A 21,444-nucleotide genomic window follows, 5' to 3' on the forward strand; every position below is an offset into this window, starting at 1 on the left:
GTCTGTTGCAAGATTTCGCGCGATATCCGGTTCAGCTTGTTGATCGTCTCGATCATGTGGACCGGCACGCGAATGGTCCGCGCCTGATCGGCGAGCGCACGCGTGACAGCCTGCCGGACCCACCAAATCGCGTAGGTCGAGAATTTCCAGCCGCGCGGGTATTCGGAGAAAACTGAACCGGCAGTGCAGACATCAAGCGTATGGCCGGATTCTACTTCTTGATTTTTTTTGTCAGCGACCAGCGTCTCATCGTTTCACTGCCCTTGAACTGACTCGATGAGCATGTGTCCATCGACACCAGTCGTGGTGATCCAGGTTTCTGAGCAATTCGGCGCCACGATGCTCGCGCCGATAGTGGCTCGCGACGGCAATCGCCGCGAGGGCAAGCACGAACGTCCCGACCACAATTCCAACCCATGATCCGTCCATTGTTGCCTCAGTCATTGCTTCCAGTTCTTGAGACGGGCAACTCCCACCAAGCCTGAGAGTTATGGTCGATTATCGCGCTGCCCCGCCTGTTTGAATAGACCGGACCGGCGCTGCCGAATTGCCCGCTCCGCTTAACGAATGCGCGAGACCGCTTTCAGGACGGCATGACCTTCGGCCGTCACCTGAATATGCCGATTATCGGACGCCAGCGGATCGAAGGCGATCAGTTGACGCTCCAGTAGTGTGACAAGCTCGTCGCGGTCGGATCCAATCTGATCCGGGGCGTCCCACGCCATCATCAACGTGGAGATTTCGTGCGGACTTAGCATCGTCTGCATAAGGTCCTCGCATCGAATTCGGGTGATGGATGCATGCGCCGACGCATGGCACCACATCGCTGCGGTGCCAACAAAAACGCGACGTATGTCAATGACCGCAGCTCAAACAACGCAGTCAGCTTGCTTGCCGTAACGTTCGCGCGGGGTGGTGTATGCCTTGCACGACGGTTAGAAGCGCGGAAGGCTGCGGGAATGCAATTCGACTTGCGATCCTACGATCTTCAACCATTCGGCGTGGGTGTTCGACGCAATGGCGGCAAGTTGACCGCCGTACGACAGCGCTTTCCCCGTGCTCGACTGCAAGAGCTTCGTGTGGTGCGCGATGACTTGCTCCGGAGCCTTGTACGACAGTGTTTCCGACCAATACGAGCCACTTTCGGTAAGTGCCTGTCGAGCCGCATGCAGGTTGAATTGAATCATTTGCTCGCAACCGTGGAACGCCTGATTCGCAAGCGCAAACATGGCGGTCGCGGTGGCTTTGCTTGACGCAACAAGTTGATCCGACGTGAAACCCGTCATTCTTACGCTCCCTTGTATGGTTCGACGCAGACTTTGCATTTGCCTGTCTGGAAGACTCAAAGGCAAGGGCAAGTCCGGCTACGTCCAACTATTTCCCACGCAAAGACAATGCTCGTTTAGCGCGTGCATTTTATCTGTTTAGTATTGAATCCGGTGCGCCGCTCTGTAGGTAGATGCCCTAGCTCGGAAGCGTAACCAGTCGCCTCGATTGAGCAGACGCACGAACCCATAAGAAAATTGTGCCGCCCTTTGCTCGCTCGTCCGGTCAATAGTTCACGATTGGCGGCAACTCGCAGCGGCATGGATGCAGGTGGAGTTAATCGGGATCCTTGTCCAGGAGTGGACACGTGCAACACGCTCAACGAAGCGCTCACTCGACGTTGTTCTCTTCATAATATCGCTGCAGCGCGAGATCGAGCGCGGCGATCTTGCTTTGATAGCTTGCAATGCTCTCTGCGCAGCCCGCGAATCGCTCGCGATAGGATGCCAGTGCGGCGACAGCGTCAGCATGACGCTTAATGAGCTGCCCGCGAGTGACCCACTCGCGACAGTCTTCCATGCTCGACGTCTTGATCAGCTTAAGGGTGCCGTCGCGCAGAGCATCGGCGGGTGCGTGTCCATTGATGAATGCTGCATAGTGCCCTGAGAAGATCCTTTCCCACTCGTCGGTATCAGAGTCGATCCGATATGCGAACAAATACCCATCGAGATCGATCGCATAGCCATAAGAGAGATCCTTGTGCACATCGAGAGTGGTTAGTTCGAACGCCTCGTTCGCTCGATAGAACCTGTCAGCTAACGACGCAAGGGCATCCGACAGATGCGCCGCGAGCAGATATACAGCGGCACCTGCTGGATAGCCACCGCTCCGGGCGTAGAACGTCGCGTTGCCTCCGTATTGCAAAGCGAACGTGAAAGTCGCGGGCGTGCTCATCACGATTTCCCAGTGGCGTTCATGAGGAACGTCATCTCCTGCACGAATTCAGTAAACCGACCGAGAAGCCGTTTGGCACCTTGATCGCCCAAGGAGGGCAAACCATTGCAATAGTCGGAATCATCTCGAAACCTGCAAAGCCATTCACCAGCGCACATGGTCCTTAACGCAAGTGGCATGCCAGCATCGTGTTTTGGACGGTCATCGCGAATCGGAGCCGCGACGTTCGGTCGGATTCGTACCGCCGCTGAAACACTTTCGCCATCTAAAAGTAGCTTTTTCGTATCGCAGCCATTGCCGCTGAGCGTGCCGCGTCATGTTTCCCTCCACTGGTTGGTTGCAAAAGTGAAATCATGTCGCGATAGATAGTGACGCATTCTTCTGACCACAATGTGGCGACGGTATCTCTCAAGCGGCTCTTGCACGCACAGACGCGTAGGCGGCACTGCTCTGCAGCACCGCCGTTACGCCCAACCCGCCGACGAAGGTAGAGATTCGTCTGTCAAGTGCCCATTCGAGCCGCGACCGCAGACCAGCGCCGAATGCGCGCTGCATGCCGGTCTGAAGCAACCGCGTGCCGAGCAGCACCAGCGCAATCGAACCAGCAAGATCGATCAGCGTGAACGTGAATGTCATGATTCCGGCTCCCGACGCCGACCGGTTGCACTTGCAACTTTTTATGTACAGTGATCCACTCGCGCGCCATGGTTCCTGAAGGACATGCGAGTCCGACTGCGTGTTGTTGCGACGGAGAAAATTCAGCCGCTGACGAGACGCACTCTACTGGTCTAATAGGTTTGGTTGCGCATCGTCGACAGCGCTTGTCACGCAAGCATCATTCCTGCTTAGGTACTTCATTGCTTTGCGGGGATATGCGAGGCTAATTATGTAGTGAGGATGGCAAAATCAACTGAATGCGTTTCAGAATTGAAACGCTTTGCCGCAAGGTGAATCTGTCCCCGTACGGACCACGGCCGAATTCATTTCACGCAAGAAATCGCTATACTGTTTGTACAGTATTGTCAAAATTTCGGGAACCTATGAAGCACCGGGTCAACACGGAAAAGAGCCGGGAAGCCCTCTCGTCGCGCAAGCGTGCATGCGACGGGGAAATACCGGAGTCCGCTGCCGAGAGGCAATCCGCTCTAGTGAAGGCTGGAAAGAGGCGAACAGCCCGTACTGATGTGGATTCCGTAGAGATTGCCTCGCAGGGAAAGGAGCGCCTGGAGACGGAGAAAGTTGTCCGCGACACATTCACGATGCCGCGATCGGACTACGAAAAAATCACGGTGCTGATCCAGCGGTGCCTCGATGCGGGCGTATCGGTGAAAAAGGGTGAACTTCTTCGGGCGGGCCTGATTCTGCTGGCGTCCGCTCCGCAGAAACACCTACTCGCAGCAGTCTCCGCGGTCGAACGAGTCAAGACTGGCCGGCCACCCAAATCGCGTTAGGTCGGTCTTGTGGTTGCCAGAACCGGGACTTGCGAAGTGCACCCACCCGGCCCCTGGTTTCGGTTAGGGAGGAACTTCTCGTGTCAGACAAACACATAACTAGCCAATTCGACACTGACCTTCACCACATTTCGTCCAATGTACTCGAGATGGGCGGACTCGTTGAGTTGCAGTTGACCAATGCGATGCAGGCCCTCAACCGCTTTGACCTGGGGTTGGTCGATAAGGTCATCGCCGATGAGCATCGGCTCAATGCGATGGAAGTCGAGATCGACGCGGAGTGCGGCAACATCATCGCGCGGCGCCAGCCGGCGGCATCCGATCTGCGCTTGCTGATAGCGATCTCGAAGGCCATCACCAATCTCGAGCGGGCAGGCGACGAAGCCCACAAGATCGCGAAGCGGACTCGACGAATCGCAAATGACGATGCGGGCAAGGCCATCGACATTGCGGAAATTCAGTTATCCGGTCAGCTGGCGGCCGCCATCCTCCATCGCGCACTCGATACATTCGCGCGACTCGATGCCATTGCTGCAGCCCAGATTGTCCGCGAGGACGAAGCAATCGACGAGCAATACCGCGCTTTCGTGCGCAAGCTCGCGACATATATGCCCGAGCATCCCCACAGCATCGCGGCTGCGCTGGACTATCTGTCCATCGCATCGGCGATCGAACGTATCGGGGACCATGCAACGAATCTGGCGGAGCTCGTCATTTATGTCGCCAAGGGCACGGACGTACGCCACCTTTCCTGGGAGCAACTTGAGCGTGAAGTCCTGCGTGATTGAGCACCGGGCCCCGAGGAAGACCGATCAAGGTCCGTAAGGACTCGAGGTCCGGAATACCTGGCACGCCCCTGGTGAAAGTCACATGAGCAATCGCTCGGCATGGAGGGCTCTGGGTCATGGGATTTACGTTCACGCTGATTGATCTGGCCGGATCCGTTGCGCTGCTGCTCTGGGGCACCCACATGGTTCAGACCGGCATCCAACGCGCCCTGGGTGCCGGACTGCGTTCACTGCTCGGGCGGGCACTGCATGGGCGACTGCGCGCCTTCCTGGCCGGACTAGGCGTCACCGCAGTATTGCAAAGCAGCACGGCGACCGGGCTCATGACCGCGGGCTTTGCCGCAGGCGGGCATGTCGAACTGGTCCCTGCGCTAGCTGTGATGCTTGGCGCCAATGTCGGCACGACGCTGATCGTGCAGGTGTTGTCGTTCGATGTTGCGGCCGTCTCGCCGGCGCTGATCCTCGTTGGCGTGCTGATGTTCCGCAAGGTATCGAACACGCGTGCACACGACCTCGGTCGTGTGCTGATCGGCTTGGGCCTGATGCTACTCGCACTGCACCAGCTGCTTGGTCTGATGACGGACTATGAGGATACACCCAGCCTTCGTATGCTGCTGGGTGCCGCATCTGCCGTGCCGCTGGTGGACGTGCTGCTGGCCGCGGGACTGACCTGGGCCGCACATTCGAGCGTCGCAATCGTGCTGCTGATCATGTCGCTGTGCGCACAAAACGTCGTGCCACCCGATACCGCGTTTGCATTGGTGCTGGGCGCGAACCTGGGCACCGCAATCAACCCTGTGCTGGAGGGAACGGCGACCGCCGATCCCGCATCGAAGCGCTTGCCGATGGGCAATCTGCTCTCGCGGGCAGTGGGTGTGGTGCTGGCGCTCGTAGCGCTCGGGCCGATCGGTCGTTTCATGGTGATGATCGAGCCGGATAATGCACGGGTGGTGGCCGATTTTCATACGCTGTTCAACCTGATTCTTGCCGGCCTTTTCCTGCCCGTCCTTGCTCAGTATGCGGGACTGCTAAGTCAGCTGCTTCCGCAGCGCACGGACCCCGCCGATCCGTCGCGGCCACTGTACCTGGATCCCGCCGCGCAGCAAATTCCGCTGGTGGCGCTCGGCAACGCGGCGCGTGAGGCACTGCGACTGGCTGATGTGCTCGGCGAGATGCTGACCGGTGCCCGTGCAGTCCTGGTGGATGGCGATCGTAAGATGATCGAGGAAACCCGCCAGCGCGACGACATCCTGGACAGCCTGAATACCGCGATCAAGACCTACCTGACGTCGCTTGACGCCGAGCAACTTGATGAAAACGATCATCGACGTATGCATGAGATCCTGACCTTCGTCATCAATCTCGAGCAGGCTGGCGATGTGGTGGATCTTAATTTGCTCCCGCACGCCACGAAGCGCCTAAAGCGCGGGCTCGCGTTCTCGAAGGAGGGGGAAGCCGAACTACTGGCCATGCTGGACCGCCTGACGGCCAATCTGCGCACCGCAGCGTCGCTGTTCATGACCGAGGACACACGTACGGCACGCATGCTGGCTGACGAAAAAGTGACCTTCCGGGAAGCGGAATCGACCGCGACCACGGCACACTTTGACCGACTGCGCTCCGGTCGCGTCGATAGCGCCCAGACGAGCGCGCTGCATCTCGATCTGCTCCGAGACATGACGCTCATCAATTCGCATCTCGTGGCCGCGGCCGCCTACCCGATTCTTGAGCGCACCGGATCCTTGCTGCCCAGCCGGATTGCCGCGGATGAGATGTAGTCCCGACATGGCGCTCATCGTCCGGCGGACAGCGCGACGAGCACTCGCGGCATCTGGCCCTGGGCAATCAGGCAGCAATACTTCGCGAAAGCAGTCAAAGCCATCGTGGCAGATGCACCGACGCTGGCCGACGAGTTGGGACGGGAGAGTCCAAGCGGGAAATACACGCCGCGATCAGTGCGCGTCAGCAATTTCCGAGCATCAACGACGACGACTCGGTGCCGGCCGGCATCGGACAACAGCGTGTGCTTCAGGCGCGTGTACGAATACGGCGTGTCGCCACAAAGTCGAACGTCCTAAATCGCGACGCCGCTATGCAACGCCGGACCAATTTCCACACTTTCCCTCGGATGCATAGGCATGGTCGACGCGCTCAGAAGCTTGCCTTATCGTGCTACTGAGCCGCCAGTTCCCAAACTATGTGCCGCTAGGCTTTCAGTATTGAGTCAGTGGCTAGCCAGGTTGTGGCTCGTCTTGCGATCCGACGGTGTGAATGTGACGCCGGCCCTCCTCGGCATGCAGGTAGATGCCGGTCGTTTCGATCGAGGCGTGCCGCAAGTTCTTCTGGATGAAGCGGATATCGGTGCCGGCATCGGCCTGATGCGATGCTGCGCTATGTCGCAACCAGTGCGTCGAAGCGCGTCGCAGCGTGGCCGCACCGACCGGATCGGTAGGCTCCAGCGTGTCGGCTGTCCGGCGGAACACTTCTTTCGCGATCAGGTAGACAGCGGTAGGCGTCATATGCCGCGCCGCGTCGCCAGCAATGCTCATTACCGCCGGCGTGGTTTCGTCCATGCGTGGCGCGGCCGGTAGCCCGTGGAAGACACGGTATCGTGCGAATTCGGTCATCAATGCGTGGCTGACCGGTACATCCCCCTCTACACCGCCCTTGCCGACGACATGCAGCCACCAGCGCCCGCGTCGCTGGGCGAAGTCCCCGGCCTTTGCGTGCGCGCCCTCGCTCACGCGCAGCGCGGTGTGATAAAGGAAGCGCATCGTCCAGCGGCTGCGCTCATAGGGGTGATCGTACCTTTCGTGTGGAATCTGGCGGTCTGGGCGCAAAAGCCATTGCGAATAAATAAGTTCAATATCGCTGTTCGTGCGAAAGGCGGAAAGCGGCAAAGCCTTGCTGCAGACGGCTCCACGGTTGATCACCGCCACTTTTTGCACGAAAGGTACGATCACCCCAATACATGCTCCTCGACAGATGAGCCGACGATCGTCGCGAGCATGACGCCAGAATGGGTTGCCTGCCGGGATGCGAACGGAATCGTGTACGCACAGATAGTCGAGGGCGGGACGCCTCGCGCGAAATCCGTATGCGCAGCTTGTGGGGGACACGAATGCTACCGGAATGTATTGTGCGGCACAATACATGTGCTCGGCAGCGAATGTTGGGCTCAATGCTTTTGCGCAATAGCACTGTCTGGTTGCGCGATACTGCCAATTGGCCACACATAATTTTTTGGCAGGCCACGGCGACAGACGGATCGGCCTTTCAATTGCGCTGTGCAAAGGTGCAACTTATCCTACAAAGGTTAGCTGGCCCATCAAAGCGTTTTCATGTTTGATTTTCTTCTGGCACTGCCCCCGATCGCGAACTAACATAACTAATCTGGTCTTGGGGCAAGCGAAATCTGCCATACCAGAAGACAGAGTGGAATAACTTACCCACGCCGGTGTGCCTCCGGCGCGAATGCGGTCATTCCTATCTCCCAGCAACGTTGCTCCCGATAACCTGTGAGACAGCCATGCTGAGTCCCCATGAATTTGCCACGCTGATGCGGGTCAAGTCTGCGCCTGACCAGATCGATCTCGGCCGAGAAGAGCTTGACACGCTACTGGAACAGCAACTGGTCGCGCTGGAACAGCTCGCCTCCGGACAGCAGCGTCCGCATCTCACTCGCGACGGCGATGCCGTGCTGCAGGCCGTCGCGCGGATACGCTGAACCGAATTCAACCAGATAGCCCACGCGTCGTCCGCAGGTGATGGCGCTGCCACGTGTGAGGTAGCGCTGGTTCGCCGCCGCCGTGCCGCCATATGTCGCGTGCCCCATGTCAGCGGGACAACGTCCGTGCCGGCCAATCCCTACAGGAGTTCCATCATGCAAACGCAGGATCAGCTTGCTGCGACCCAGAAGGCCTATGTCGACATGCTATTCGGCCTGGCCAACGCGGTCGTCGCAAGCGTCGAGAAGCTCGCCCAGCTGAACACACAGGCGATCCGGTCTGTGTTGACCAATACGCTCAATCAGTCCCAGAAGTTCCTCTCGGTGAAGGAGCCGCGCGAATGGCTGGCATTGCAGGGCGGTCTTATCGCCAACAACGCGGAAAAGGTGCAGACCTACCACCGTCAGTTGTTCGACATCGTGACGGCGATCCAGACTGAGTTTGCGCAGGTCGGGCTGGCTCAATGGGAGGCGAACGCGAACCAGACTCAGGCGCTGATGGCAGACCTCAGGCAAAGCGCGCCCGGAGGTTCGGAGACCACCTTCGCCGCGCTGGATTCCGCGATCACCGCCGCCAACGCACTGTATGAGACGCTGCAGCGAAGCGCTGAACAGGCGGCCGAGATCACTCGAGGCAACCTCGACTTGGCCCTGGTAGCGGCCTCGAAATCCGTCAAGCGCACCGTCGTGCCGGCGGCACCGGCCACAAAGCGATAAGCCTGACGTCCAAGCTGAGCGGGAAAACCGAGCCGTCTTTCGGCAGTGATTTTCCGGTATTCGACAGCGAGACGGTGTGTCAACGAGAACCGGGCGACGCGCCAGTTGGGCACCGTGTAAGGGCTGGCATCCGGCACGGACGTCGGCGCCACACTATGCATCGCGGCAACGGTCGGCATCCGGATGACCGGCCGGGTGGCTCAATACCGCGTTGAACGAAATGGCGATGGACGAAAGCCGGGTAAGCGTGGTGATGGGTTTGGCGGTGCTGCTGATCGCGTTCATTTCCGTGGTTAGCCATTATCGACGGGAGCAGCGGCGCGCCCAGATGCTGCGGCTGCTGGATCGGGCGCACCGAGGGCAATCGCCACGAGGTTGACGAGACGTCCCGCAGGCGTGACCCGTCAGCCGATGTCGGATTGGGAATCGCGCCGGTCCTTGTCCCGCTTGATGGCGGCCGTTGCGGATGCGCGCGAACTGCATGTTCACGCTGGTCCGCATAATGAATAGGTTCGGTGAACAGCTGAACGCCTACGGCCATGCCACACAAAAATTAGCGGCCATATCTGCAGTCACGGAGTGATGAGTATCACTAAATTGACAACCAGGGGCAGACATCATGACGAAACGCATTGCGGTGGTAACAGGCGGCATGGGCGGATTGGGCGAAGCCATCAGCACGAAGCTGCACGACGCGGGTTACGACGTCGCCGTTACCCACTCGCCGTCCAATACCGGCGTGAAGGATTGGTTAGCTGGCATGCAAGCGCACGGGCGCCACTTCCGCGCGTATGCGGTCGATGTGGCCGACTACGACTCGTGCCAGCAGTGTGCGGCGGAAATCCAGCAGGCGGTGGGTCCGATCGACATCCTGGTGAACAACGCCGGCATCACGCGCGACCTGACACTCAGGAAACTCGACAAGGTCAATTGGGACGCGGTGATCCGCACCAACCTGGATTCGGTCTTCAACATGACCAAGCCGGTGTGCGAAGGGATGGTCGAACGTGGATGGGGGCGGATTATCAACATCTCGTCGGTCAACGGCTCGAAGGGCTCGGTCGGCCAGACCAACTATGCCGCCGCCAAGGCAGGCATGCATGGCTTCACCAAGGCGCTCGCGCTCGAAGTGGCTCGCAAAGGCGTGACGGTTAACACCATTTCGCCGGGCTATCTCGCGACGAAGATGGTCACCGCGATCCCGCAGGACATCCTCGACACCAAGATCCTGCCGCAGATTCCGGTTGGTCGCCTCGGCAGGCCTGACGAGGTCGCGGCACTGGTTGTATACCTGTGCTCGGACGATGCGGGCTTTGTGACTGGCTCGAACGTCGCGATCAACGGTGGCCAGCACATGCATTGAATGGCGCCCAGTCACGCGTGAACGCCTCGCGTCCGGTCGATGCCGAGCCTGACCGGACGTCACCCTTGATTGACCAGAGAGAATCCGAGCAGGACGACCGTTAGAAATCGAGGCGCGCCGTCCAGGCCCCGACCGCTAGCAGATGATTGTCGGAATCCCCCCAGAATCGCTGTTGCAAAAGGCATCAGCATCGGGGTCCATACGTGCACGAAAAGGATTAATACCTTCCCTGGTCGCCCAGGACATAACGCTGAGTGTCCGTCGAGATTTCTTGACTACCCCGCGACGACGCAGTTGCGCCCCTGATGCTTGGCTCGATACAGACGTTCATCCGCCGCTCGCAGTACCGCGTCGATCGTTTCGCCGTCTCGACCGAATTGCGATACACCGACGCTGACGGTGACCTCGATCGGTGTCCCCACGGCTCCGAACAGCGTGCCGGCAATCGCCGCCCGCAAGCGCTCACCGATCGACTGCGCGGTGTCGAGAGGGGCCTGTGGCAGCAGCACCATGAATTCTTCGCCACCCACGCGGGCAACGCGATCGTAAGGATGGATTGCGTCGAGGCATTCCTTGACGAAGCGCTGGAGGACCAGATCGCCTGTCTGGTGTCCGTAGCTGTCGTTGATCACCTTGAAGTGATCGAGATCGAGCGCGAGCAGCGAAAATGGTGCGCCATTGAGCTTCGCGCGCGCAATTTCGGCTTCGACGCTTTCGATGAACTGCCGGCGGTTAGCCGCCCCGGTGAGCGGGTCCGTGGTGGCCATATACTCGAGCTGCTCGTTGGTCCGCTGTAACTCCTGCAGCGCGCGTTCGGTGCGGCCCATTGCGCCCCGCAGCCTCGCGAACAACTCTTCCTGGCTATAGATTTTCGAGAACGAGCGCGTGGTGTGGAATGCCTGCACGACGCCATAACTGAGCAGGAAAAAACCTCCCGCAAATATCACATGGGCGAGCCACCACATGTGATTCCAGGGCCGACCGAGAATGAACGCAAGCGACGAGAACGCGAACGACGCAACCGAAATGCCATAGATCGTCATCAGTGGAGAACGGATGCGACGCGTGATCAGGCCGATAACGTTGATCGTCGAAAAGACCAGCGCCCCACCTTCCATCGATAAGCGGACCCAAAGCGCGCCAGCCACCGGTGAGTAGGCGATCCATGCGACTGCCACGTCAATCAACACGAACAGCCCGATCCAGGCCGCCCACACGCGGCGGTCAGTGCGAATCGTCTCGCTGTCAGCCGCGCGACGGTATGAGAGTTGACCGACGAAAACCAGGATCGACATGACCAGACGTGAGGCCGGGCCATACAACAGGAACAGCCAGATGTTGTGATGCGCCATACCGGTGAACGCCCCGTGTAGCGCGTAGATCAACGAGAAACCCAGAAAACCGAGCGTCAGCCAACGAAGCAGTGGTTCTCCCGACAAGCGATAGCATCGCCAGCACACATACGTCACGAAGACGCCTTCGAGTGTGGCGGCCGCGATCGCCAATTCGTGAAAGGCGTGGCTCTCGAATTTTAGCGACGGATCCTGGAAAAAATAAAGGTAGGCAATCAAATACGCGGGCAAGAGTGCGAAGCCAACCAACAACAACCTTGCATACGTTTTGGTAACAAATCCTATCGCAGCGGGCGTTTCTTTGGCGGTAGCGCTGGCAGTCATCGTCTCCCCCGGGCATTTCGTAGGATGAAATCGGATTATGAAGTTCTGCTACGGAAATTCGTGTTTTATGTGGATTTATGCAACATCTTTCAAAATTTCGCAAGTGATGGAGTCAGTTACGTTCGCATCGACTCGAAAGATGCCATGAGCAATCCATAAAGCCGCAGGACAGCCCATTGTCGGCGACGGCGACTTGGCTTCGGCACCGAGAATCTGCGGCGCATGCCCGACTACCTGTTTTTCGATGGACCGCTATGAGTCGAAGGCCTTCCCAACGTCCGGGCCTCCGCCCTTTGAGCAAGGACATGCTGCTGCCACTCCCGCTTGCACGGACCCGCGCCTTGTCGCTCGAACATCATCTCGCGCTGGCCACCACGGCGGCAGGACATGGCAATGCCGATTCGATGATTTGCTTGCTGAAGGCTGACTACACGGTGTTCTATCTGCGTAACGATATGGCCGAACGTGCTGACGACCTTCCGTTCCAGCATGCCGAAGCGGCGCTAGAGCGATGCATCGCCCGTACCGAGCGCGGTGAGACCTGGATCAGGCTCGACCAGGACAAGGCCGCGATCGAGCGCTTTCTCGTGCTCCACGACGAACAACTTGCGACCGTACCGACGCACCGCTACCTAACCGCGATCGAAAAACTAAACCGCTTTGCCCTCGATAGGCTGAACTCACCTATTTCGCCGCTGCCGGTGACCGAACGCTAATCGACACCGAACGCGATCGACGAATCCGCGCGACTGGCACGTCGCCGGCCGCGATCGCGATACGTGCGCCACGACGCCGCTCAGCTCGCCAGCAAGGTCCGGAGCGACGCCATTGCACGGGGCCGCGAGTACCAGAAACCCTGTGCTTCGTCACATCCAAGTTCGCGCAACCGGTTGGCCTGCTCAACCGTTTCGACGCCTTCGGCCGTTACGCGCATGTGCAGTGCATGCGCCATCACGATGATGGCATTGACGAGCTCCGCACTTCCAGCGTCACCAGGCAGCGGCGTCACGAATGTACGATCGATCTTGACCCGGTTGATCGGGAAGCGGGTCAGATAGGACAGGCTCGAATACCCGGTCCCGAAATCGTCGACCGCGACCTCGACGCCGAGTTCACGGATCGCACGAATCGTCTGCAGCACGCCTTCCGTATCGGTAAACAGCACGCCTTCGGTGATCTCGATTTCGAGGCACTCAGGAAGGAGCCCGCTACGGTCCAGTGCATCCCGGATGATCTCCAGCAGATTGCCGCGCTTGAACTGCTGCGGCGACACGTTCACGCACACGCGCGGCAGGTGCCTAACGACGTGGCGCAGCTTGCCGAATTCCTGGCACGCCGTGTGGATCACCCACTCGCCGATCTGGTCGATCATCCCGCTCTGCTCCGCGATCGGAATGAATTCCGCGGGGCTGATCTCGCCGTGAGTCGGATGCTTCCAGCGCATCAGCGCCTCGACCTGCGCGATTTCGCCGGTCGCGAGCGTCACCTGGGGCTGGTATGCAAGCCAGCACTGCTGCCGCTCGAGCGCGCGGGCAAGCATCGCTTCGAGTTCGAAGCGCCGCGCCGCGCGGACTTCGAGCCCACTCGAGAAATGCAAGACACCGTTCGCGCCGGCGTCACGCGCGGACGATAGTGCAACTTCGGCACGACGCATCAGTGTTTCGGAGTCTTCGCCGTTGTCGGGATACGTCGCGATGCCCGCGTGGGCAGCAATGCGCAGATGGGCGCCGACGAACTCGACCGGCTCGCGCGCATGCGCGACAATTTCGCCGCCCAAATCCACGGACGCTTCATTACTAAAGAGCGCGAACTTGCCCTCACCGACGCACGCAAACGCCTGGGCGCGCGGGACGCGCTGCCGCAAGCGTTCACCGATCACCTGCGCGACGATCTCGACCCCCGGCTGCCCGAGCACATTGCGGATCGATTCGAGCCCGGACAGCGCAACCATCACCACACTGAAGCGGTCACGAACGCTGCGTGCCCGCGCGATGCGCAGGTCCAGCCGCTCGGCAAACAGCCGGCGGTTGGGCAAATTCATCACGCCGTCGTAATTCAATGTGTACCAGCGCTCGCCATCCAAATGGCTGCCGTCCGCGCACGCGATCAGAACGCCGACATATTCTTCGACTGCACACGCGTCGTGCGTGGAATCGGTATCCGGGGGCGGCCTGTCGTCGAGTCGCGATACATCGACCTGCACGGGCCGCCAATCGCCCGGGCCTCGATGCACGCGCCAGCGCCCGCCATTCAGTTCGGTCACGCTCGCGGTGCACAGCACGCCGCCCGATGAGGCCAATAGCGCCTGAATGGTCGAGCGGCCGACCAGCATCGCAGCCGGATAACCGGTCAGGGCTTCGAACGCGCGATTGACCCAGCTCAGCATCCCGTCGGCGGTGCAGAGAAACATCGGATTCGGGACCTGCCACGCCGCACGCTCGACACTCAGAAGCGCCCGTGCATCAGACGAACGCGAACCGCCGACCGCGTCGCCAGTCAGCGGCCACGCGTTAAACGATCTTCCTGGGAACGTGTTTTTCTTCATCGGATCCGGCTTCGGTCATCGCGAGGCGGCGACCAGGAAATGCAACTCGGCAATGTCCGGCGCTCGGGGGCCGGTACCGCAGATGGTACTGGAAATGACGGATGCGCCACATGTTCGCGACCAAAATAACGCGACCACATTGGGTTGACGAAAGGGCATGACGCTGCGCTGCCGTTGTCACATGCGTGTGGCAAATCGCGCGGACGGTTCGGTATGGGCATGGGTTCGGCTCACCAGTCCCGCTGCCTGACGATGGCTCTGACGTTGATTCGATTGAATCTCGGGCTGCGTACCTTGCTGGATGACGCGACGACTGCGAGGGGACCACTTCATCCATTGGCAACATCGACGGCATCGACACGAGGATGTTGAAGCGATTGGCGTACGCGCCCGTAAAAGCTCACCGTTGACGCGCACATTCACCATAATAGAATCCGCGCTCCGTTTTTGCGAGCTGCCTGGTTCGATAACGACGTTTAGCGATAGGGATGCGTGAAAGCTCGTCGCCGTGCCGATCGACGGATCGATTCAAAGGTTGAGGCGTCGGCTAAAATGAATGCGTCATTGCCTTCGCTCGCCTTCACCGCAAATTCGCCCATGAACAAGACATCATGGTCCGTCACCGTTGCGTGTGATCACAACAAGTCAGCCTTGTCGAAAGTGCAACAGGCGTGCAACTCGCTGATCAACAGATCGAGAAACAAAGCAAGCGGCTTCGCGCCTGGGAATTGGTTACGCCGGTGCTCCAGCAGCGGTATGTCAACGAGCTCCCGATTCGACTCCGGACCGCACCGACACCTCGGTCTCCGTGCCAGAGCAAGGCCCCGGCAGCGCCGACCAGAAAGACATCGTCCAGCACACATTCCGGATGCTGTCGAGCATCGACCATCTGGGCGATGCTGATGTGGCAAACGCGCCGCGGCCAATCCATTCAACTCGAGAGTTAGCTGTGGCCGCGCCCCCTTACACTTGCTCACACCTGCGATGATCGCGCGCCGCTATGATCCGCTCGTCATTCAGCGGCTGCGGTCAAGTGCCGCGCATACCTGCAAGGATCAGCCAGAATGAAACGCATCTTTGTTGCGGCCGCATTGGTCGCCTCCGCCTCGGCGTTTGCCGGCGACGTGGGCGTGTCGATCGGCGTCGGTCAACCGGGTTTCCATGGCCGGATCGATATCGGCAACGCACCGCCGCCTCAACTCATTTATACGCAGCCAGTCGTCGTCGAACCGATACCCGCCAACGCGACGCCGGTGTATCTGTACGTCCCGCCCTACGAGGCGAAAAACTGGCACCGGTATTGCCACAAGTACGCCGCATGCGCGGCGCCGGTCTATTTCGTTCAGCAAGAGTGGTATGAGAACGTCTATGCACCGCGCGTTCGCCACGCCGCTCAGCCCATGGCACAAGTGTTCTATGCGCACGACATACATGGCGACGTCGTGCGCGCCAACGTCATTCGTGCGCACGACGTCCACGCGGAAAACGTGCATGCCCGAGTCGTTTACCGGGCGAGGGGCGATGACAGCAAAGAAGGCGAAGACGTCGATGCACGTGCCGTGTCCGCGAGCGAAATCGTCGCGCACGACATTCATGCTCGAGTCGTCGAAGCCGATACGCTGTACGTCCACGACCTTCATACAGGCCGTTAGGCGTACCTGACCCAATTGAAAGCGCCCGCGGATCTCGATGGACGATTAACAGCAGATCGCAAGCACGGGTGCCGACAGCGCTGCGCTGCCCCGAGACAGGAGATGTCGCATGCCAACACCGATGTGGCTTTGCGGTCATCGTCCGTGGACCATTGTGCCGGGGCTGATTCAAGAGGCGCCGTCAGTTGCGTACGTGACGGCCGGGCAGTGCAGCGGATGTTGATGCGCACCGGTCAGACAGACTGATCCGTCGAAGTGCGACGGCCTCGGCGCGATCGCTTACCACTCCACGGGCTGCCAGCCGTCGCGGCGCAGGCGACCGCGCGACGCCAGTCGATTTTCTCGTACGCGCGATCGTGCCCTGCGAGGCTCGGCCACACCCGCTCCCAGACGCCGTTCTCATGCCAGTCGCGCAATCGGCGCCAACACGTCATGCCGCTGCCGAAACCGAACTCCTGAGGCAAATTTTCCCAAGGAATGCCTGTCCTCAAAACGAACAGGATGCCATTCAAGGCAGCTCGATCGTCGAGGCGTGGGCGCCCTCCTCTTGGAGAAATCGTCACTACCGGCAACATTGGCGCAAGCGCCCGCCATAGGTCGTCCGTCACGGCGCCGACTACCACCCCGCTCCGCCGGTGCCGGTGCTCGGTCGCCGATATGTGTTGTCCACGACGCTCACACAAACTTGATTCGGACTGCGACAGGTTGTCAATCAGCCTCCGCATCGCTTAGCCATACGATCGGTGCAGACATGTCGTACGTGCCATCCAAGCGTTTCCTGTCGGCCGGCCGGCCCCAACCGGGGCCACGCTCCTGATCGGTCGTCGATGATTGAGAAACCGCTTGCGAAGCCATGCCCGGCGTGAGCGCGCATGCAGAAGCGCCGGCCCCGCATAGGCCGTATCGCGTAACGTCTTGTGTGGCTCAGTCAAATCGACGACGACTTTTTTCATCATACATTCCAGTCCCTTGTCTTGTTCCGCTGTGGCACAGGCAAAAGAAAACGGCGTCCATGATCCGATCGCTCGATCGAATCAATGGACGCCGTTGCCCGCAAGCCCCTTGGGGTGAATTTTCTACACCTGCACCAGCCAGCTCCTCGTCGAGCCTGCCTTGCCGCAATTACAAGCAATCTCTATTCCATCCCCGCGTGCCGGTTGCATTCGCATTCGCGTGCCGGCCGCGATTTCCGGATCTCGCCGGTTTGCCGGCTTCCGCGATGTGATTGTCCGGTCGCGACGTCGATTGCGAGACTTGCCCCATATTGGCGCATAGATCCCGTGTGTGCACTTCCATGATCCAGTCCATGCACCAGACCCATAACCCATGCTCATCGAACTTGACCACTGACGCCCCCAGGACGGATCTCAAGGGCGATATGGTCGACGATCGACAGGACGGCGCTGCTACCGCGGAGCCGTCAGATAGAGAACTGGGGAAAATTACTTCGTCGAAAGGAGTATCTATCCGACGCTGACAACCAGCACTCAGCCAGTTGGTTCTCCACCGGTGTGCCACTCATCGCGATGAAGGCCGGCGCGGATAAGGATTTGATCGCGCGTGTTTGGCGCCGCCGCCGGGCTCTTGATGTTCTGCGCCTCGTCGACGACGACACGTGCCAGCCAGCACCCTCAGCGTCGCCGTGGCCGCTGCCGGTGCAATGGCAGTTACTAGGAAACAGCGGGCGTACGCCGCATGTTGGCGAACGCTCCGCACTCGGCCTGTGCTGACCTTGGGGCCGGCTGGGTTCTAAGTCGGCAACTTGGCGGAATGCTGACGGTGCCGGCTTCGAGGTGCCGAACGTCAGCTTCCTGCATCAGCGAACTCACACTCTCGACCCGAAGCGGTCTCCCAATCGACGCAGCAACGGACGTTCATCAGCAAAAAAAATCTACAACATAAAAGTATCCATCGAGATGAACGGCTCTCCATCGGCAGGAAGCAAATTCGGCCAAGTCCTGAGGTGATTGACGAACGACCAATTCGTTGACTTCTTCCGTCCGTCCGCGGCCGAGTGCTTCGGTTTCATCATAGGCAATATGCCGATCCACCTCACCGGGCTCTCTCTCGTTCTTTGCCTCAAAGAGGATGAAGTTTCGATGTGGATTGACCAGTTTGTAGTTCTTGACCAATGCTTCGTAAGTTGCCTTCTCGTCTTCGAAGCGGAACGCCGTAGCCAAATACTCTAGACTGTCTCGTCCCGGCAAAATCCATTGCGCTGAAAAGTAAGCGAACATCGCTGCAATGACGGCGGAAGTTGCGCCTAAGAGGCTTCTGGATTTCGCGGCGACTACCATTCGGAGCACGAGCCAAACTGCGATGCCAGCAGTCGGAACAAGCAAAAGCAACGCTACCGGCACAAGCCCGTGCGAAATTGCCAGTGCGGTCAGGGCGGCGATTGATCCGGCGGCACAAACAAGGGACCAATCGAACGAATCGTGGTTAGACGTAGACTGCATGTCTCCCCCTACCAAGCCAGCGACCGCGAAGAAGATAATCTGAAAGGGCGTTGCTCCGGCCCTGACTGCCTAGCCAGACGCAGCGTTCACGACTTTGTGCCGATTTTCGTCCATCTGGACGCGACTGTCGAATGTCTCCTCCTGGCCGAACTCGGCCGGCCGCCGCCCGGCGCACGCGACCGGCGCAGATCGTTAAGGGTTATTCGACGCCTGCCCCCATTCACATTGCTATGAAGCTGCGGCGGCGCCTGCGGGCAGGCGTCGAATAAGCCTCGAGGGAGGAAACCGCGGGGTGGTCCGAGGCACTCGGAATTTCGCGTGGCTATGGCGATTGATAGCCCGGCATCCTCAGCGTTGTCAGAGGGAGGCGGCACAGACGGGACGCTGGAGGGGCCCAGACGTCGTGACGACGCGGCGCATTGGCGCGAGGGTGAGGCTGAAGTGGACGTGGGAGAGACTGCCAGAAGCGACAGGCACAAACGTCTGCTCGTGGGCCGCGTTGCCGCAAAGCCGACGATGGGTTGGCAGATCGAGGAAGCGTCGCGTTCATAGGCGGGCCTGCATCGGTGGTGCGCGGATCGGCGCGGTGCGCTGGAGGATATCGACGACGATCATCGGTGCCCCGCAGTGCCGGCAGATGAAGGCGAGCCGGGGCGTGACGACGGGGTCGTCGGATGGCGAGTCGGGTTCGGGCGTCACGTGCAGCAGCTCACGCACCTTCGCGAGATTGGCGCGGCGCACCGGGTTGGCGAGCAGCCCGTAGTGACGAATGCGATGGAACCCGCCGGGCAAGACATGAAGCAGGAAGCGGCGCATGAACTCGCCGGCCTCCAGCGTCATGGTCTTGTAGCGGGTGCAGCCCTTGGCGCGGTAGTCCTTCCAGCGGAACGTCACGCCGCGCTCGTCGAGGGCGACCAGGCGCTGGTTGGAGATCGCGACGCGGTGCGTATAGCGCGAGAGGTAGGCGAGCACCGCTTCCGGTCCCGCAAAGGGGCGCTTGGCGTACACAAACCATTCGCAGGCACGTAGCGGTGCCAGCCACCGGGCAAAGGTGGCGGGATCGGCGAGCGCCGCATACTCGGCGAAGAACTGCAGCTGGCCGCGCCGGTGGGCATCGGCGAGCGCTTCGAGGAAGCGGCGCCGGAACAGGCGCGAGAGCACGCGCACCGGCAGGAAGAAGCCAGGCCGGCAGGCGATCCAGCGCTCGCCGTCGATCGACAGACCGCCGCCCGGGACGATGCCGTGCACATGCGGATGATGCGTGAGCGCTGAGCCCCAGGTGTGCAGTACGAGCGAGGCCCCGATCTGGGCGCCGAGGTGTCTGGGATCTGCGGCGATCGTGCGCAGCGTGTCGGCGGCGATGTCGAACAGCAGCCCGTAGATGACCCGCTTGTTGGTCCAGGCGATCGCGCTGATGGCAGCGGGCAGCGTGAAGACGACGTGGTAATACTCGACCGGCAGCAGATCGGCCTGACGCGCCTCGAGCCAGCGGCGGGCCGCATTGCCCTGGCACTTTGGGCAATGGCGGTTGCGGCAGGAGTTGTAGGCGATCTCGGTGCGCGCGCAGCCGGAACAGCGCAGCACATGCCCGCCCAGCGCCGCGCTGCGGCACTGTTCGATGGCTGACATGACCTTCAACTGCCCGAGGCTCAGGCGTACCGTACGTCGCCACGCCGGACCGTGGGCGCGGAAGATGTCCGCGACCTCCAGCATGAGGCACTGCGCCGTGTCAGTTGGCGGGCAGGCGCTCCAGCGGACTGGTGACTTCACGCAGCAGGTCGGTGGCGACCTGCGCGTAAAGCGCGGTGGTTTCGAGCTTCTTGTGGCCGAGCAGCACCTGGATCACGCGGATGTCGACCTTCTGTTCGAGCAGGTGCGTCGCGAAGCTGTGGCGCAGCGTGTGCATCGACACGCGCTTATCGATCTGCGCGGCCTCGGCGGCGGCGTGGATGGCGCGGTTCAGTTGCCGGGTACTGAGCGGGTCGACGGGATCGAGCCCGGGGAAGAGCCACCCGCCGTCGAGCATCTTGCCCTGGGCACGGGCCACGCGCCACCAGACGCGCAGACGTTCGAGCAACACCGGTGAGAGCATCGCGTAGCGGTCCTTGCGGCCCTTGCCCTGCTCGATGCGCAGCGTCATGCGCTGGCTGTCGACGTCGGTGACCTTCAGCGCCACCACTTCGCTGGCACGCAGCCCGGTACCGTAGGCGACCGAGAGGGCCGCCTGGTGCTTGAGGTTGCCTGTCGCGGCAATGAGCCGCCGCACTTCATCGGGGCTGAGCACGATCGGTAGCGTACGGGGCACGCGCACGGGCTGCATCCGGGCCATCAGTTCAGGCTCGTGGAGTGTGATCTCGAAGAAGAACTTCAACCCGGTGATCGCGGCGTTCAGTGACACCGGCGACGTGCCATGATCGACCAGATGCAGCTGATAGGTTCGCAGATCCTCGACGGTGGCGGTATCAGGCGAGCGCCCAAGGTATCGGGCGAACTCGCGTACGATGCGCAGATAGTTCGCTTGCGTCTTGGGGGCGAGCTGGCGCATACGCATGTCGTCGATCATGCGCTGGCGCAGCGGGCTGACGGTCGGTTGGGCGGAGGTCATGATTCGGCTCCTGCTGGAGAACGAGGCGGATTGCCTCATTCGCCAACATAAAGCCGCGTGACCGGCCTCTCCCTGACCTCCTGCGTCGGACCGGAGCCCCTACCGCGCGAGCGGTTTCGTTCACCCGACCCGAAGCGGTCGGGCGCAATTCCCCAAATCGGTCGTTCAATGTGCCGCTTAACTTGAGTCCGCATCGTCCGGCCCAGGGACGAATCGCTGCCAGATAGCAGGCATTCGTTGG

General features: G+C 60.5%; 18 protein-coding genes and 3 pseudogenes. 9 read left to right on the forward strand and 12 right to left on the reverse strand.

Annotated features, from left to right (window positions below):
* From DIE15_RS37295 to DIE15_RS35755, 5 genes and pseudogenes are all read right to left on the reverse strand, one after another.
* A pseudogene (locus DIE15_RS37295) lies at positions 1–164 on the reverse strand (RNA polymerase subunit sigma); the annotation flags it as partial.
* Between the two features lie 396 nt (positions 165–560).
* Positions 561–767, reverse strand: a complete 207-nt coding sequence (locus tag DIE15_RS35740) for a hypothetical protein (protein ID WP_124835795.1) — start codon at positions 765–767, stop codon at positions 561–563.
* Positions 768–935: 168 nt separating this feature from the next.
* Entirely contained in the window at positions 936–1,286 is a 351-nt protein-coding gene (gene phaP, locus DIE15_RS35745) for a TIGR01841 family phasin (RefSeq protein ID WP_160327452.1), read from the reverse strand.
* A gap of 370 nt (positions 1,287–1,656) precedes the next feature.
* On the reverse strand, positions 1,657–2,220 hold the full coding sequence (locus DIE15_RS35750) for a hypothetical protein (RefSeq protein WP_057929532.1): 564 nt from the start codon (positions 2,218–2,220) through the stop codon (positions 1,657–1,659).
* Positions 2,221–2,628: 408 nt separating this feature from the next.
* On the reverse strand, positions 2,629–2,856 hold the full coding sequence (locus DIE15_RS35755; RefSeq protein ID WP_260428444.1) for a hypothetical protein: 228 nt from the start codon (positions 2,854–2,856) through the stop codon (positions 2,629–2,631).
* A gap of 404 nt (positions 2,857–3,260) precedes the next feature.
* On the opposite strand from DIE15_RS35755, the gene DIE15_RS37960 reads away from it, so the two are divergent.
* From DIE15_RS37960 to DIE15_RS35770, 3 genes are all read left to right on the forward strand, one after another.
* Positions 3,261–3,671: a hypothetical protein gene (locus tag DIE15_RS37960; protein ID WP_260428445.1), complete on the forward strand. Its 411-nt coding sequence runs from the start codon at positions 3,261–3,263 to the stop codon at positions 3,669–3,671.
* 80 nt (positions 3,672–3,751) lie between these two features.
* The gene (gene phoU, locus DIE15_RS35765) at positions 3,752–4,459 is read left to right on the forward strand and encodes a phosphate signaling complex protein PhoU (protein WP_124835796.1); all 708 of its coding nucleotides are present in this window, start codon (positions 3,752–3,754) and stop codon (positions 4,457–4,459) included.
* A gap of 116 nt (positions 4,460–4,575) precedes the next feature.
* Entirely contained in the window at positions 4,576–6,237 is a 1,662-nt protein-coding gene (locus tag DIE15_RS35770) for a Na/Pi cotransporter family protein (RefSeq protein WP_124835797.1), read from the forward strand.
* A gap of 453 nt (positions 6,238–6,690) precedes the next feature.
* Here the strand turns inward: DIE15_RS35770 and DIE15_RS35775 are convergent.
* A pseudogene (locus tag DIE15_RS35775) lies at positions 6,691–7,254 on the reverse strand (tyrosine-type recombinase/integrase); the annotation flags it as partial.
* 734 nt (positions 7,255–7,988) lie between these two features.
* On the opposite strand from DIE15_RS35775, the gene DIE15_RS35780 reads away from it, so the two are divergent.
* The 4 genes from DIE15_RS35780 (at position 7,989) to phbB (ending at position 10,266) form a co-directional block, all read left to right on the forward strand.
* Positions 7,989–8,186, forward strand: a complete 198-nt coding sequence (locus DIE15_RS35780; protein WP_124835798.1) for a hypothetical protein — start codon at positions 7,989–7,991, stop codon at positions 8,184–8,186.
* Positions 8,187–8,342: 156 nt separating this feature from the next.
* Entirely contained in the window at positions 8,343–8,903 is a 561-nt protein-coding gene (phaP, locus tag DIE15_RS35785) for a phasin family protein (protein WP_124835799.1), read from the forward strand.
* 226 nt (positions 8,904–9,129) lie between these two features.
* Positions 9,130–9,282 (forward strand): hypothetical protein, encoded by a 153-nt coding sequence (locus DIE15_RS37300; RefSeq protein ID WP_162840582.1) that lies wholly within the window; start codon positions 9,130–9,132, stop codon positions 9,280–9,282.
* A 240-nt stretch (positions 9,283–9,522) separates the two neighbouring features.
* Complete coding sequence (gene phbB / locus DIE15_RS35790) at positions 9,523–10,266, forward strand: acetoacetyl-CoA reductase (protein WP_124835800.1); 744 nt, start codon at positions 9,523–9,525, stop codon at positions 10,264–10,266.
* A 275-nt stretch (positions 10,267–10,541) separates the two neighbouring features.
* On the opposite strand, the gene DIE15_RS35795 is transcribed toward phbB, so the two are convergent.
* Positions 10,542–11,942: a GGDEF domain-containing protein gene (locus DIE15_RS35795; protein WP_124835801.1), complete on the reverse strand. Its 1,401-nt coding sequence runs from the start codon at positions 11,940–11,942 to the stop codon at positions 10,542–10,544.
* A gap of 305 nt (positions 11,943–12,247) precedes the next feature.
* Here DIE15_RS35795 and DIE15_RS35800 point away from each other — a divergent pair, with 305 nt between their 5' ends.
* Entirely contained in the window at positions 12,248–12,658 is a 411-nt protein-coding gene (locus tag DIE15_RS35800) for a hypothetical protein (protein ID WP_244104831.1), read from the forward strand.
* 80 nt (positions 12,659–12,738) lie between these two features.
* Here DIE15_RS35800 and DIE15_RS35805 read toward each other — a convergent pair whose 3' ends face one another.
* Positions 12,739–14,442, reverse strand: a complete 1,704-nt coding sequence (locus tag DIE15_RS35805; RefSeq protein ID WP_409364330.1) for a putative bifunctional diguanylate cyclase/phosphodiesterase — start codon at positions 14,440–14,442, stop codon at positions 12,739–12,741.
* Between the two features lie 1,109 nt (positions 14,443–15,551).
* Here DIE15_RS35805 and DIE15_RS35810 point away from each other — a divergent pair.
* Complete coding sequence (locus DIE15_RS35810) at positions 15,552–16,139, forward strand: hypothetical protein (RefSeq protein ID WP_124835804.1); 588 nt, start codon at positions 15,552–15,554, stop codon at positions 16,137–16,139.
* A gap of 373 nt (positions 16,140–16,512) precedes the next feature.
* Here DIE15_RS35810 and DIE15_RS37965 read toward each other — a convergent pair.
* From DIE15_RS37965 to DIE15_RS35835, 4 genes and pseudogenes are all read right to left on the reverse strand, one after another.
* Positions 16,513–16,714 (reverse strand): annotated as a pseudogene (locus DIE15_RS37965) (transposase); the annotation flags it as partial.
* Positions 16,715–18,016: 1,302 nt separating this feature from the next.
* Positions 18,017–18,598, reverse strand: coding sequence for a hypothetical protein (locus tag DIE15_RS35825; protein WP_124835807.1), 582 nt, complete (start codon positions 18,596–18,598; stop codon positions 18,017–18,019).
* A gap of 546 nt (positions 18,599–19,144) precedes the next feature.
* On the reverse strand, positions 19,145–20,311 hold the full coding sequence (locus DIE15_RS35830; protein WP_124835808.1) for an IS91 family transposase: 1,167 nt from the start codon (positions 20,309–20,311) through the stop codon (positions 19,145–19,147).
* Positions 20,312–20,327: 16 nt separating this feature from the next.
* Complete coding sequence (locus DIE15_RS35835; RefSeq protein ID WP_124835809.1) at positions 20,328–21,203, reverse strand: site-specific integrase; 876 nt, start codon at positions 21,201–21,203, stop codon at positions 20,328–20,330.
* Positions 21,204–21,444 lie beyond the last annotated feature (241 nt).

Source organism: Burkholderia sp. Bp9031, from assembly GCF_003857965.1.
Classification (GTDB): Bacteria; Pseudomonadota; Gammaproteobacteria; order Burkholderiales; family Burkholderiaceae; genus Burkholderia; species Burkholderia ambifaria_A.